The sequence below is a fragment of the Nonomuraea sp. GTA35 genome (assembly GCF_041950525.1).
Taxonomy (GTDB): domain Bacteria; phylum Actinomycetota; class Actinomycetes; order Streptosporangiales; family Streptosporangiaceae; genus Nonomuraea.
In genome coordinates this window covers 1-12,824 of the sequence record NZ_JBGNUV010000012.1, presented here as the reverse complement: position 1 = coordinate 12,824, position 12,824 = coordinate 1, and the positions used below count along the sequence as shown (strand labels likewise).

11 protein-coding genes and 2 tRNA genes are annotated in these 12,824 nt (G+C 69.8%); 9 read left to right on the top strand and 4 right to left on the bottom strand.

Going from position 1 to position 12,824, the window contains the following annotated elements:
• Nucleotides 1–19 precede the first annotated feature (19 nt).
• Both ACBJ32_RS40935 and ACBJ32_RS40930 read right to left on the bottom strand, forming a co-directional pair.
• Nucleotides 20–583, bottom strand: coding sequence for an NUDIX hydrolase (locus ACBJ32_RS40935; protein ID WP_375131383.1), 564 nt, complete (start codon nucleotides 581–583; stop codon nucleotides 20–22).
• Nucleotides 580–1,839, bottom strand: a complete 1,260-nt coding sequence (locus ACBJ32_RS40930; protein ID WP_375131382.1) for a zinc-dependent metalloprotease — start codon at nucleotides 1,837–1,839, stop codon at nucleotides 580–582. Before ACBJ32_RS40930 ends, ACBJ32_RS40935 begins: the two co-directional genes overlap by 4 nt.
• 82 nt (nucleotides 1,840–1,921) lie before the next feature.
• On the opposite strand from ACBJ32_RS40930, the gene ACBJ32_RS40925 reads away from it, so the two are divergent.
• From ACBJ32_RS40925 to ACBJ32_RS40885, 9 genes are all read left to right on the top strand, one after another.
• A complete protein-coding gene (locus ACBJ32_RS40925; RefSeq protein WP_375131656.1) occupies nucleotides 1,922–2,995 on the top strand; it encodes an NAD-dependent epimerase/dehydratase family protein in 1,074 nt (357 codons plus the stop codon).
• A gap of 18 nt (nucleotides 2,996–3,013) precedes the next feature.
• Entirely contained in the window at nucleotides 3,014–3,439 is a 426-nt protein-coding gene (locus ACBJ32_RS40920; RefSeq protein ID WP_375131381.1) for a molybdenum cofactor biosynthesis protein MoaE, read from the top strand.
• 10 nt (nucleotides 3,440–3,449) lie between these two features.
• On the top strand, nucleotides 3,450–4,496 hold the full coding sequence (locus tag ACBJ32_RS40915; protein ID WP_375131380.1) for a PDZ domain-containing protein: 1,047 nt from the start codon (nucleotides 3,450–3,452) through the stop codon (nucleotides 4,494–4,496).
• Nucleotides 4,497–4,625: 129 nt separating this feature from the next.
• Entirely contained in the window at nucleotides 4,626–7,592 is a 2,967-nt protein-coding gene (locus ACBJ32_RS40910; protein ID WP_375131379.1) for a UPF0182 family protein, read from the top strand.
• 56 nt (nucleotides 7,593–7,648) lie between these two features.
• Nucleotides 7,649–7,725: transfer RNA gene (locus ACBJ32_RS40905), tRNA-Met, on the top strand.
• Between the two features lie 109 nt (nucleotides 7,726–7,834).
• Nucleotides 7,835–7,911 (top strand) — tRNA-Met (locus ACBJ32_RS40900).
• A 105-nt stretch (nucleotides 7,912–8,016) separates the two neighbouring features.
• Nucleotides 8,017–8,484, top strand: a complete 468-nt coding sequence (locus ACBJ32_RS40895; RefSeq protein ID WP_375131378.1) for a group II truncated hemoglobin — start codon at nucleotides 8,017–8,019, stop codon at nucleotides 8,482–8,484.
• 9 nt (nucleotides 8,485–8,493) lie between these two features.
• Nucleotides 8,494–10,983: a DUF4118 domain-containing protein gene (locus tag ACBJ32_RS40890; RefSeq protein WP_375131377.1), complete on the top strand. Its 2,490-nt coding sequence runs from the start codon at nucleotides 8,494–8,496 to the stop codon at nucleotides 10,981–10,983.
• Entirely contained in the window at nucleotides 10,980–11,648 is a 669-nt protein-coding gene (locus ACBJ32_RS40885; protein WP_357877407.1) for a response regulator, read from the top strand. Before ACBJ32_RS40890 ends, ACBJ32_RS40885 begins: the two co-directional genes overlap by 4 nt.
• A 6-nt stretch (nucleotides 11,649–11,654) precedes the next feature.
• On the opposite strand, the gene ACBJ32_RS40880 is transcribed toward ACBJ32_RS40885, so the two are convergent.
• Nucleotides 11,655–11,843, bottom strand: a complete 189-nt coding sequence (locus ACBJ32_RS40880) for a hypothetical protein (protein ID WP_357877410.1) — start codon at nucleotides 11,841–11,843, stop codon at nucleotides 11,655–11,657.
• 159 nt (nucleotides 11,844–12,002) lie between these two features.
• On the bottom strand, nucleotides 12,003–12,401 hold the full coding sequence (locus ACBJ32_RS40875; protein WP_375131376.1) for a hypothetical protein: 399 nt from the start codon (nucleotides 12,399–12,401) through the stop codon (nucleotides 12,003–12,005).
• Nucleotides 12,402–12,824 lie beyond the last annotated feature (423 nt).

The window sequence follows — 12,824 nt, the reverse complement described above, 5'->3', positions numbered from 1 at the left end:
GGAACGACGCAAGTGGACTCTAGCCAAGCAGCCGCGAACCCGAGCCGAGCGCGGCTTGTCCGCGTGCGGCCAATCTCCGCGTCGCCTCGTCGGACAGCTCGGGGATCTCGTCCACGGGGAACCAGCGCAGGTCGAGCGACTCATCGCTCATCACGGCCTCGGCCCCGGCAGGCGCCACGGCCGCGTACTCGACGTCGAGGTGCCAGCTGTGCGGCGGATGGCACCACACGACGTGCCTGTCCACCGCGAGGGGCCCCGGCAGCAGCTCCAGCCCGGAGATCCCCGACTCCTCCCACGCCTCCCGCAGCGCGGCCGCAGCGAGTGACGTGTCGGAGATCTCGCAGTGGCCGCCCATCGGCAGCCACATCTTGGCCTTCGGGTGCAGCGTGAGCAGCACCTTGGCGCCGTCGTGCGACAGCACGGCCGTGGTCGCCGTCAGGTGCCCGGGCACGCACTCGCGCAGCATCGCGTCGTCGTGCGCCCGCAGGTGCTCGAGGAACTCGACGCGCAGCGCCTCTTCCTCAGGCGTCGGCGCGGTCCAGGCGGACAGCACCTCCACCGCGTCGTCGTGCAGCAGGCTCAACCCTCGTCGCCCTTGTCGTCGTCGGGACCCTTGTCGAGCTGTGAGATGTCCCACGCCGCCTCGCCGCGTACGAACGCGTCGGGGTCGTCGAGGTCCTCGGCCGTCGGCATGAGGTCGGGGTGACCCCACAGCGCGTCGCGCCCGTCGAGCCCGCGCGCGCTCTCCAGCGCCCGCCACAGGGCGGCGGCCTCGCGCAGCCGCCTGGGCCGCAGCTCCAGCCCGACCAGGGTGCCGAACGTGAGCTCGGCCGGCCCGCCGGTGGCCCGGCGGCGGCGTACGGTCTCGCCGAGGGCGACGGCGGAGGGCAGCTTGCCCTGCGCGGCCTTGTCGACCACGGTGGCGACCCACCCCTCGACCAGGGCGAGCATCGTCTCCAGCCGGGCCAGGGCGGCCTTCTGCCGCTCGGTCTCCTCGGGCTTGAGCAGGTTGCCCCCGCTCAGCGCCTCCTGGATGGCCTGGGGGTTGTTGATGTCGAGCCCGCGGATCTGCTCTTCGAGAGCGGAGGTGTCGACCGTGATGCCCTTGGCGTACTCCTCCACCGCGCCCAGCAGGTGGGAGCGCAGCCACGGGACGTGCTGGAAGAGCCGGTGGTGCGCGGCCTCGCGCAGCGCCAGGTAGAGCCTGATCTCGTCGGCCGGGACCTCGAGGCCCTCGCTGAAGTGCGCGATGCCGCCGGGCAGCAGCGCGGCCGTGTCGGAGAGCGGCAGGCCGATGTCGGTCGTGCCGACGACCTCGCGGGCCAGCGAGCCGAGCGCCTGCCCGATCTGCTGGCCGACCATCATGCCGCCCATCTGCTTCAGCATGCCCATCAGCGGCCCGGCCATCTGCTGGGCCTCGGGGGGCAGCCCCGAGCCGCCGAGCGCGCCGCCCATGGTGTCGACCATGCGCTCCGCGATCGGCTCGCAAAGCTTTCGCCAAATCGGGATGGTGTTCTCGATCCATTCGGATCGGCTCCAGGCCTGCGGGGTCGACACGCCGCTCGGCAGCGTCGTCGCCTCGTTCAGCCAGAGGTCGGCCAGGCTGAGCGCCTCGACGATCTGGCGGCGCTCGCCTTCCATGACGCTCGGGTCGCCCTCGGCGACCACGGCGTGCCTGGCGATGTTCTTCGCCATGTCCCAGTTGACAGGGCCGGAGCCCTGTGGCGCCGACAACATGTCGGCGAACTGGCGCATCGCCTGAGCCATCTGCTCAGGGTTGCCGAACATGGCGAACGGGTTCTCGTTGGGGTCGTTTTCGCGACCTGGCAGGTCAGTCACCGGTCTACCTCATGCAGGATGGAGGAGGAATCCACATCCGCCACGTTAGTCGTCCGACGGCGGATCAGTGCAAAGTGAGGACCTGGTGCCTACCTCGAAACGCCCGCGTCAACCCGTCGTCGCCGTAACGGGGGCGGCCTCCGGCCTCGGCCGCGAGGTGCTCGCGAAACTCGTGACCTCCGCGGATTTCCGCAGAGTGGTGGCCATCGACGAGGAACGCGGAGACGTCCAGGAAGCCACGTGGAGAGTGATCGACGTACGAGATCCGCTCTTGGCGAACCGGATCTCCGACATCGACGTCCTGGTCCATCTGGCCGGTGACTACGCCGTCGACTCCGACCCCGCCGAGCGGCGGGCGTACAACCTGCGCGCCGCGCAGACCGTCCTGACGGCCTGCGCCGCCGCGCGGGTGCGCAGGGTGGTGCTGGTCACGAGCGCGATGGTGTACGGCGCCGCGCCCGAGAACGAGGTGCCGCTGCCCGAGGACGCCCCCGTGGCGGCCGAGCCCGACACCGGCGTCGTCGGCGACTTCCTGGAGATCGAGTCGCTGGTGCGCCGGTCGCTGCGCAGCCATCCCGGCCTGGAGGTGACCGTGCTGCGCCCGGCCGCGGTCGTCGGCCCGGGCATCGACACGGTGATCACCCGCCACTTCGAGTCGCCCAGGCTGCTGACCGTGAAGGGCTGCAGCCCGCACTGGCAGTTCTGCCACATCGACGACCTGGTCTCGGCGCTGGAGCTGGCGGCGCGCGGCCTGGTCAGCGGCGTGGTGGCAGTCGGCTCCGACGGGTGGCTGGAGCAGGACCAGGTCGAGGAGCTGTCCGGCATCCGCAGCCTGGAGCTGCCGGCGGGCCTGACGTTCGGCACGGCCCAGCGCCTGCACCGCCTCGGCATCACCCCGGCCCCCGCGACCGATCTGCACTACGTCGTCTACCCGTGGGTGGTCGACTGCGCGGCGCTGCGGGCGGCCGGCTGGAAACCGTCGTGGACGAACGAGGCCGCCTTCGAGCAGCTCCTGGAGCTGCGGGAGAACCGTACGACCGTGGTCGGCAGGCGCCTGCCCGTCAAGGAGGCCACGCTGACCGCCGCGGGTGCCACCGTGGCCGTGATCGGCACCGCCGCGATCGTCCGTCAAGTCCGTAAGAAGCGGCGCGGATGAACGGTTAGAGTCTTTCTCGTGGACGTCATCCGCTTGCTCGGCATTCGCGACACCTCGCTCTCCGTCGACGAGGTGCTGGCAGCCGTGGCCGATCACGCCGCGGGCGGCACCGCGTTCTTCGTGGGCACCGTCCGTGAGCAGGACCACGGAAAGCCGGTCACCAAGCTCTCCTACTCGGCTCACCCCTCGGCGGAGGCCGAGCTCCGGCAGGTCGCCGAGAAGGTGGCGGCCGACTTCCCGGTGACGGCGATCGCCGCCGTGCACCGGGTGGGCGATCTGGAGCTGGGCGACACCGCCGTGATCGTCGCGGTGGCCGCGCCGCACAGGGACGAGGCGTTCAGGGCGGCCCGCCGCCTGATCGACGACCTCAAGGCGGAGGTCCCCATCTGGAAGCACCAGGTGTTCGCCGACGGCGAGACCGAGTGGGTCGGCGCCGGCGAATAAGCTCATCGACATGTCACGACGCGCCCTGACCCTCCTGCTCGCGGGATTCCTCGTGCTCGCGCTCGGGGTGATCGGCGCGTTCCGCCCGGTTCCGTACGTCGTGCTGAGCCCGGGCCCGACGGAGAACACGATCGGCGAGGTCGACAAGAAGCCCGTGATCTCGATCAAGGGCAGGCAGACCTACCCGACCACCGGCGCGCTGAGCCTGGTCACGGTGGCCTACCAGGGCGGCCCCGCCGCCCAGATCGACCTGCTGACCGCCCTGCGCGGCTGGCTCGACCCGACGGTGGCGGTGGTCCCGCAGGAGACCATCTTCGCCCCCGGCCGCAACGCCGAGGAGGTCGAGGAGGAGAACGTCGTCGAGATGACGAACTCGCAGGACGCCGCGACCGCCGCCGCGCTGACCGAGCTCAAGATCCCTTACACCGTGGGCGTGGGAGTGCTGTCCACGGAGAAGGGCAAGCCCGCCGACGGCAAGGTGCAGAAGGACGACGAGATCGCCTCCGTCGACGGCAAGCCGACCAAGGACTCCGCGGCCGTCCAGAACGCGGTCAAGGCGCACAAGCCGGGCGAGAGCGTGGTGCTCGGCATCGTGCGTGGCGAGGAGAAGCTCGACGTCACCCTGCAGACCGTGGCCGGCCCCAAGGGGCAGACCATCGTCGGCCTGACGATGGGGCCCAAGTTCAAGTTCCCGTTCGACGTGGACATCAGCGTGGGCGACGTCGGCGGGCCGAGCGCCGGGCTGATGTTCTCGCTCGGCATACTCGACAAGCTGACGCCCGGCGAGCTGACCGGCGGCAAGAAGATCGCCGGCACCGGCACCATCGTGCCGACGGGCGAGGTGGGCGCGATCGGCGGCATCGCGCAGAAGATGATCGGCGCCCAGGACGCCGGCGCCACGATCTTCCTGACACCTCCCGGCAACTGCGCGGAGGCCTTGCAGGCCGCGCCTGACGGCCTGCGGCTGGTCAGGGCCGACACGTTGCACCAGGCGGTGCTGGCGCTCGACGCGCTGCGCACCGGCAAGGGCCAGGTGCCTTCGTGCGAGACCGGATGAAACTTCTGGCGAGCGCCGTGCGTTAGTCGTAGGGCTGGCACAGCGGTGTAGGTTGCCAGTCACGGACCGTTTTTTCATTACGACGAGGGGTTGGCCTTGAGCTTCCGGACCCCAGGAGCCGGCAGGGCGATGCGCTTGCCCCGCCGACCGCGACTGCTTCTGCCTGTGGCGATCGCTCTCGTGGCGATCGTGGCGCTGTTCTTCCTTTTCTCGGGCATTTATACCGACTACCTGTGGTACGACTCGACCGGCTTCACGTCGGTCTTCAGCGGTATGGTGCTGACTCAAATCGTGCTGTTCCTTGTCGGAGCGGTGCTCATGGTCGGCATCGCCGGCGGCAACATGCTGCTGGCGTTCAAGACGCGCCCGATGTTCGGGCCGGCGATCTTCGGTGGCGGCAGCGGCGCCGACCGCTATCGCATGGCGCTCGATCCCCACCGAAAGCTGATCTTCATCGTCGGCATGGGGTTGCTGGCCATCTTCTCCGGCTCCTCGTTCGCGGGCCAGTGGAAGACGTGGCTGGAGTTCAGCAACGGCGCATCGTTCGGCAAGACGGACAAGTTGTTCGGGATGGACATCTCGTTCTTCATGTTCGACTACCCGTTCATCCGGATGGTGCTGAACTTCCTGTTCACCGCCGTGATCATCTCGATCGTCCTGGCGGCGATCACGCACTACCTGTACGGCGGCTTCCGTCTGCAGTCGCCCGGCGTGCACGCGTCCAGGGCGGCCCGCGTCCACCTGTCGGTGCTGCTGGGCATCTTCGTGCTGCTCAAGGCCATCGCCTACTGGATCGACCGCTTCGGCCTGGTCTTCTCCGACCGCGGCTACGTGCACGGCGCCTCCTACACCGACGTCAACGCCGTGCTGCCGGCCAAGACGATCCTCGCGATCATCGCGCTGATCTGCGCCGCGCTGTTCTTCGCCGGCGTGTTCCGGCCCGGCGGGATGCTGCCAGGCGTCTCCTTCGGCCTGCTCGTGCTCTCGGCCATCCTGATCGGCGGCGTCTACCCGGCGCTGGTCGAGCAGTTCCAGGTCAAGCCGAACCAGCAGGGCAAGGAGGCGGCCTACATCGAGCGCAACATCCAGGCCACCCGCGAGGCGTACAACGTCGACAAGACCGAGGTCGAGACCTACAACGCGCAGGCCGACCCGGCGCAGGTCCGGGCCAACGGCGACACCTCCGTCTCGGGCGTGCGCCTGCTCGACCCGGCGCTGCTCGGCTCGACGTACGAGCAGACGCAGCGGATCAGGGGCTTCTACAGCTTCGCCGACCCGCTCGACGTCGACCGCTACCCCGACAGCACCGGCAAGCTCGTCGACCACATCGTCGGCGTGCGCGAGCTGACCGGGCCGCCCACCGAGCAGAACAACTGGATCAACCGCGTTCTGAAGTACACGCACGGCTATGGCTTCGTAGCCGCGCCGGGCAACCAGGTCGACTCCAGCGGCCTGCCCGCGTACGACGCCAAGGACATGCCGGTCACCGGCCCGCTGGTCGACTCGACCAAGCTCAAGGAATCCCGCATCTACTTCGGCGAGGACGAGTCGGCCTCCGAGTACGTGATCGCGGGCGGCGACCCGAACAACCCGCAGGAGCTCGACTACCCGGAGACGGGCGGCACCGGCCAGAAGAACACCACCTACACCGGCAACGGCGGCGTGCCCGTCGGCTCGTTCTTCAACCGGCTCCTGTACGCCGCCAAGTACAGCGAGGCGAACATCGTCCTGTCGGGCGACATCAACGACAGCTCCAAGATCCTGTACGTCCGCAACCCGCGGGACAGGGTCCAGAAGGTCGCGCCCTTCCTCACGCTCGACGGGAACCCCTACCCGGCGATCGTCGACGGGCGGATCCAGTGGATCGTCGACGGGTACACCACGTCCAACGACTACCCGTACTCGCAGAGCGAGAGCCTCGGCGACATGACGCGCGACACCTCCACGGACCGCCGCGTCATCGCCCAGCAGCCCAGCGACAAGATCAACTACATCCGCAACTCCGTCAAGGCCACGGTCGACGCCTACGACGGCACGGTCAAGCTCTACGCGTGGGACGCCAACGACCCGCTGCTCAAGACCTGGAGCAGCGCGTTCCCCGGCGTCATCACCCCGGCCTCGAAGATGAGCGCCGAGCTGCGCCAGCACGTGCGGTACCCGGAAGACCTGTTCAAGGTGCAGCGCTACACCCTGTCGCGCTACCACATCCAGGACCCGGGCGCCTTCTACGGTGGCCAGGACGTGTGGAACGTCCCCGGCGACCCGACCCAGGGCGACAAGAACATCAAGCAGCCGCCCTACTACCTGACCACCACGATGCCGGGCAGCAACACGCCGGCGTTCTCGCTGACCACGACGTTCGTGCCCCGGCAGGGGCCCAACCTGGCGGCGTTCATGGCGGTCAACTCGACGGCGGGCCCCGAGTACGGCCGGATGCGGATCCTGCGGATGCCGCCGTCCTCCACGCCCATCCCAGGTCCCGGACAGGCGCAGAACGCCTTCCAGAGCCGCTTCGCCGGTGAGCTCAACCTGCTCGGCGTGGGTGCCTCGGCGGTCCGTTACGGCAACCTCCTGACGCTTCCGTACGCGGGCGGGCTGGTCTACATCGAGCCGGTGTACGTCCAGGTGACCGCGGGCGGCGGGCAGGAGCCGTACCCGATCCTGCAGCGGGTGCTGGTGTCGTTCGGCAGCAAGATCGGTGTTGCGCGCACGCTGGAGGAGGCCCTCACGGAGATCTTCGGCGGCGAGCAGCAACAGCAACAGCAGCCGAGCGACCAGCAGCAACAGGCCCAGCCCAACACGTCGAACTCGGCGCTGAACTCCGCGATCGCCAACGCCAAGAAGGCGTACTCGGACGCGCAGAAGGCGCTGCAGGCCAGCCCGCCCGACTGGGACGCCTACGGCGACGCCCAGAAGCGGCTGGAGGAGGCGCTGCGGGCGCTGGAGGGGGCCAACGCGCAGCCGCAACAGCAGCCGTCGCCCACGGCCTCGCCGACCGCCTCACCCACGGCCTCACCGGCCGCCTCGCCCAGTACTTCGCCGTCGGCGTCCCCGACGGCATCGCCCACGGCGTCGCCGACGGAGAACACGTCCTGACGCATTCAGTTTGCGCCCACCCCGTGCCGCCCGGTAGCCTACTAAGGCACAAGCGACGCGGGGTGGAGCAGTTCGGTAGCTCGCTGGGCTCATAACCCAGAGGTCGCAGGTTCAAATCCTGCCCCCGCTACCAGGCCGAAGCCCGGATTTCCGGAAACGGAGATCCGGGCTTTCGCGTGAGTGGGCGGATACGCGGTTCGCGCACTACTCGAAAGCCTGTATAGTAAGTACTGACACACCGACGCGGGGTGGAGCAGTTCGGTAGCTCGCTGGGCTCATAACCCAGAGGTCGCAGGTTCAAATCCTGTCCCCGCTACCAGGGAAAGTCCCCGGTCGCCGGTTTATCCGGCGGCCGGGGACTTTTTTGTTTTCCCGGAAAACGGCTGGCCTTGTTCGCTGCCGTCACAGGTGATTACATGATTACATGACAGATGAGGCAGTGCCGACACTCTTCGAATGGGCCGGCGGCACCCAGGCTTTAGAGCGGCTGACCGAGGTGTTCTACCGCAGCGTCGTCAAGGACGACCTGATCGGGCCGCTGTTCGCGCACATGGACCCGGACCACCCGAAGTACGTGGCGATGTGGCTGAGCGAGGTCTTCGGCGGCCCCGACCGCTACACCACCGAGCGCGGCGGTTACCCCCACATGCTCCGCCACCACCTCGGCAAGTCGATCACCGAGCCGCAGCGCCGCAGATGGGTGAACCTGCTCATGGACGCGGCCGACGAGGTGGGCCTGCCCGACGACCCCGAGTTCAGGGCCGCCTTCGCCGGCTACATCGAATGGGGCACCAGGCTGGCCAGGCACAACTCCCAGCCGGGGGCGACCCCGCCGCCGGAGGCTCCGGTGCCGCACTGGGGGTGGGGGGTCGCGCCGCCGTACCGGCCGTAACCTGGAGGAATGAGAGGGCGGCTGCGCGTCTACCTCGGTGCGGCGCCCGGGGTGGGCAAGACGTACGCCATGCTGAGCGAGGCGCGGCGCGCCCGGGACCGTGGCAAGGACGTGGTCGTGGGCCTCGTCGAGACCCACGGCCGCGCCCGCACCGCCGCCCTCCTCGACGGCCTGGAGGCGGTGCCCAGGCGGGCCCTGACCTACCGCGGCACGACGTTCACCGAGCTCGACCCCGGCGCCGTCATCGAGCGCGCCCCCGCGCTCGCCCTGATCGACGAGCTCGCCCACACGAACGTCCCGGGCTCCCGCAACGCCAAGCGCTGGCAGGACGTCGAGGAGATCCTCGACGCCGGGATCGACGTCGTCTCCACGGTCAACATCCAGCACCTGGAGTCGCTGAACGACGTCGTCGAGCGGATCACCGGCGTGCCGCAGCGCGAGACCGTCCCCGACGAGGTGCTGCGCAGGGCCGACCAGATCGAGCTGGTCGACATGGCGCCCGAGGCGCTGCGCCGCCGGCTGGCCCACGGCAACGTCTACCGGCCTGAACGGGTCGACGCCGCGCTCGCCAACTACTTCCGCGTCGGCAACCTGACCGCTCTGCGGGAGCTTGCCCTGCTCTGGGTGGCGGACAAGGTGGACGAACAGCTCGGCCGCTACCGCAGCGACCACTCGATCGCCGGCACCTGGGAGGCCCGCGAACGCGTGGTGGTCGCGCTCACGGGCGGGCCGGAGGGTGACACCCTCGTACGGCGGGCCGCGCGCATCGCGGCCGGCGGCAAGGGCGCCGACCTGCTCGCCGTGCACATCACCAGCGCGGAGGGGCTGACCACGAGGGAGGACCCCGCCCACCTGGTACGCCAGCGCGCCCTCGTCGAGGACCTGGGCGGGACGTACCACCAGGTGGTCGGCCACGACGTGCCGCGGGCGCTGCTCGAGTTCGCCCGCGGCGCGAACGCCACCCAGCTCGTGCTCGGGGCGTCCAGGAGACGGCGGCCGCTCACGCGGGGCGTGGGCGGAACGACCGCCGCGCTCGCGGGGTCGATCGACGTGCACATCGTGCCGCACGAGGCGACGGGAAAGGCCCGTTACCGGATGAGACCGGAGGCCGCGCTGCCGCGCAGGCGGCGGATGTCCGGCTGGGCACTGGCACTGCTCGGGATCCCGCTGCTCGCGGCCGCGCTCCGGCCGGCGGGCCTGACGCTGCCCAGCGAGATCCTGATCTTCCTGCTGCTGGTCGTGGTCGTCGCGCTGACCGGCGGCATGTGGCCGGCGCTCACGGCGGCGGTGCTCGGGTTCGGGCTGCTCAACTGGTTCTTCACGCCGCCGCTGCACACCCTGTCGATCGCCGAGCCGGAGAACGTGCTCGCGCTGGCCATCTTCATGCTGGTGGCGGCCATGGTCAGCACGGTCGTCGACCTGGCGGCCCGGCGCAGCAGGGAGGCGGCGCGCTCGCGGGCCGACGCCGAGGTGCTGTCCACGCTGGCGGGTCACGTGCTGCGCGGCGAGTCGGCGCTGCCGTCGCTGCTGGCCCGGATGCGCGAGACGTTCGGGCTGTCGGCGGTGACCCTGCTCGAACGGGGCGACCTCGACGAGGGCGGCGGGTGGCGGGTCGTGGCGACGTCGGGCGGGCTGCCCGCCACGAGCCCCGGCACCGCCGACCACGACGTCGTGATCGACGACCGGCTGGTGCTCGCCGCGCGCGGGCGCCCGCTTGAGGCCGGCGACCGGCGGGTGCTGGAGGCGTTCGCGGCGGAGGCGGCGGTGGCACTGCGGCAGCAGCGGCTGCGGGAGGCCGCCGACCGGGCCGGGCCGCTGGCCGAGGCCGACAGGATGCGTACGGCGCTGCTCGCCGCCGTGGGGCACGACCTGCGCACGCCGCTCGCCTCGGCCAGAGCCGCAGTGGAGAGCCTGTGCAGCACCGACGTCACCTGGTCGGACGAGGACCGCGCCGAACTGCTCGCCACCGCCGACGAATCGCTGATCAAGCTGACCCGGCTGGTGTCCAACCTGCTCGACATGAGCCGCCTCCAGGCCGGGGTCCTCGGCGTCACGCTCGAACCGGTGGCGATCGAGGACGTCCTGCCGCACGCGGTGGACGACCTCGGCCCGCTGGGCGACCGCCTCGCGACCGACATCCCGCCGGGGACGCCCGAGATCATGGCCGACCCCGCGCTGCTGGAGCGGGTGCTCGGCAACCTGGTGGCGAACGCCGTCCGCCACAGCCCGGCCGGCCAGCCCGTACTCGTGGGCGCGAGCCGGCACGGCGACAGGGTCGAGATCCGCGTCATCGACAGGGGTCCCGGCATTCCGCCCGAAGCGCATGAAAGGGTGTTCCTGCCGTTCCAGCGGCTCGGCGATCGTGACACCCACACGGGCGTGGGGCTCGGCCTGGCGCTCTCACGCGGCCTGACCGAGGCGATGGGCGGCACGCTCACCCCTGAGGACACGCCCGGAGGAGGACTCACCATGACCGTCTCGCTGCGGCGGGCCACGTGACCCGCGTGCTGGTGGTGGACGACGAGCCCCAGATCCTCCGCGCCCTGCGGGTCAACCTGGCGGCGAGGCAGTACGAGGTCGCGGTCGCCCCCGACGGCGGGACGGCGCTGCGCCAGGCCGCCGAGTGGCACCCGGACCTGGTCATCCTCGACCTGGGGCTGCCCGATCTCGACGGAGTGGAGGTGATCCAGGGGCTGCGCGGCTGGACCTCGATCCCGATCATCGTGCTCTCGGGCCGGGCCGACAGCACCGACAAGGTCGACGCGCTCGACGCCGGCGCGGACGACTACGTCACCAAGCCGTTCAGCATCGACGAGCTGCTCGCGCGGGTGCGCGCCGTGACGCGCCGCACGGCGCAGCACGACGAGGACAACGCCACGGTGCAGGTGGGCGAGCACGTCATCGACCTCGCCCGCAAGACGATCTCCGGTGGGGTACGCCTGACGCCCACGGAGTGGCACTTCCTGGAGATCCTGCTGCGCAATCCCGGCAAGCTGATCAGCCAGCGCCAGCTGCTGACCGAGGTCTGGGGCAACGCCTACCTGAAGGAGACGCACTACCTGCGCCAGTACATGGCGCAACTGCGGCGCAAGCTCGAACGGGACCCGGCGCATCCGGTCCACCTGCTGACCGAGCCTGGAATGGGATACCGGTTCCAGCCGTAGGGCGGCTCACGCCTTGCCGACCATGCGCACGGCCTTCCGTACGGCCCACGCCAGCAGCAGAAGCCCGAAGACGACCTGGACGATGCGCATCCAGAGGGGCGAGCCTTTGTCCGCATAAACCACGACGCCGACCCACATCAGGCCGAATATTCCGACCATGACGATTGCCGTCCAGTTCAGCCCCCTCTGCCACATATGCGGAGTCTTGCAGGCGGCCCGCCAAGGGGGAGTATGCCCGCAGTTGTCGCCACGTCAGCGGGCGGAAACTTTGTCCCGTTTGTACGCGTGGGCTCAGAGTTCGGCTCAGCTCAGGGTCGCGTTCAGCCCAGGGCGGTGTTCAGCGCAGGGCGGTGTTCAGCGGGGAAGCGCGCGGCCGGTGCCGACGCAGCGGCGCAGCCGCGGGCCGCGGGGACGCGGCTGCGGCATCTCCTCCAGGCAGGCGAGCAACGCGGCCGCCGTGCGCGCGTCGGACAGGATGCGCTGGACGGCCTCGCCGTCCTCCGGCAGCTGACCGCGCTCGGCCAGCTCGTGCTTCAGGAACGCCAGGGGATCCGGCATGTCCGCCAGCTCGGCCGCGACGGTCGCCCGGGCGGCCGTCAGCAGGCGGAGGTAGTGGGTACGCAGGACGGCCTCACGCATGCGAGCGTGTTCCAGGTCGTCGATCAGAGTCCTGGCGACTCGCAGCAGGTCTCCGGCGTGAGTCGCCCCGTCGGCGAGGAACGCGCGGATGTCGTCGAACTCCGACCGTGTCATGTCGGCCACCTCCGTGAGCGCAGACTGCTCGTAGGTAGTTCGTACCGAGAGGCGATTGCGGATGACTTGCCGTCGGCTTGCGTCAGGGGGATCGGGCCAGGGAACCTCGGCGAGGTTTGAGGGTCATGTGGTGAGGGAAGAACCTCCTGATTACCTGAGTGGGCCGAAGTGGGTGCGCCAGACTGCTAGAGTTGCTTCCCGCAGGGCGATCGAGAGGGCTCCTGGAGCCCCGGAGATACCCGGCGAATCCCACTACCTTCAGGGTCGTCCGTTGATGGTTCGGACCACTTCGAACGGGCTGGTAAGTTAGAGGGGTTGTCTCCGAAAGGGGGCAGGGATTAATTTCCGCAGGTCGAGCAAGTCGGGTCAATTTGACAGAGACTTGAACGGCTGGAAGAATTAAGACCACAACGACGAAATGAA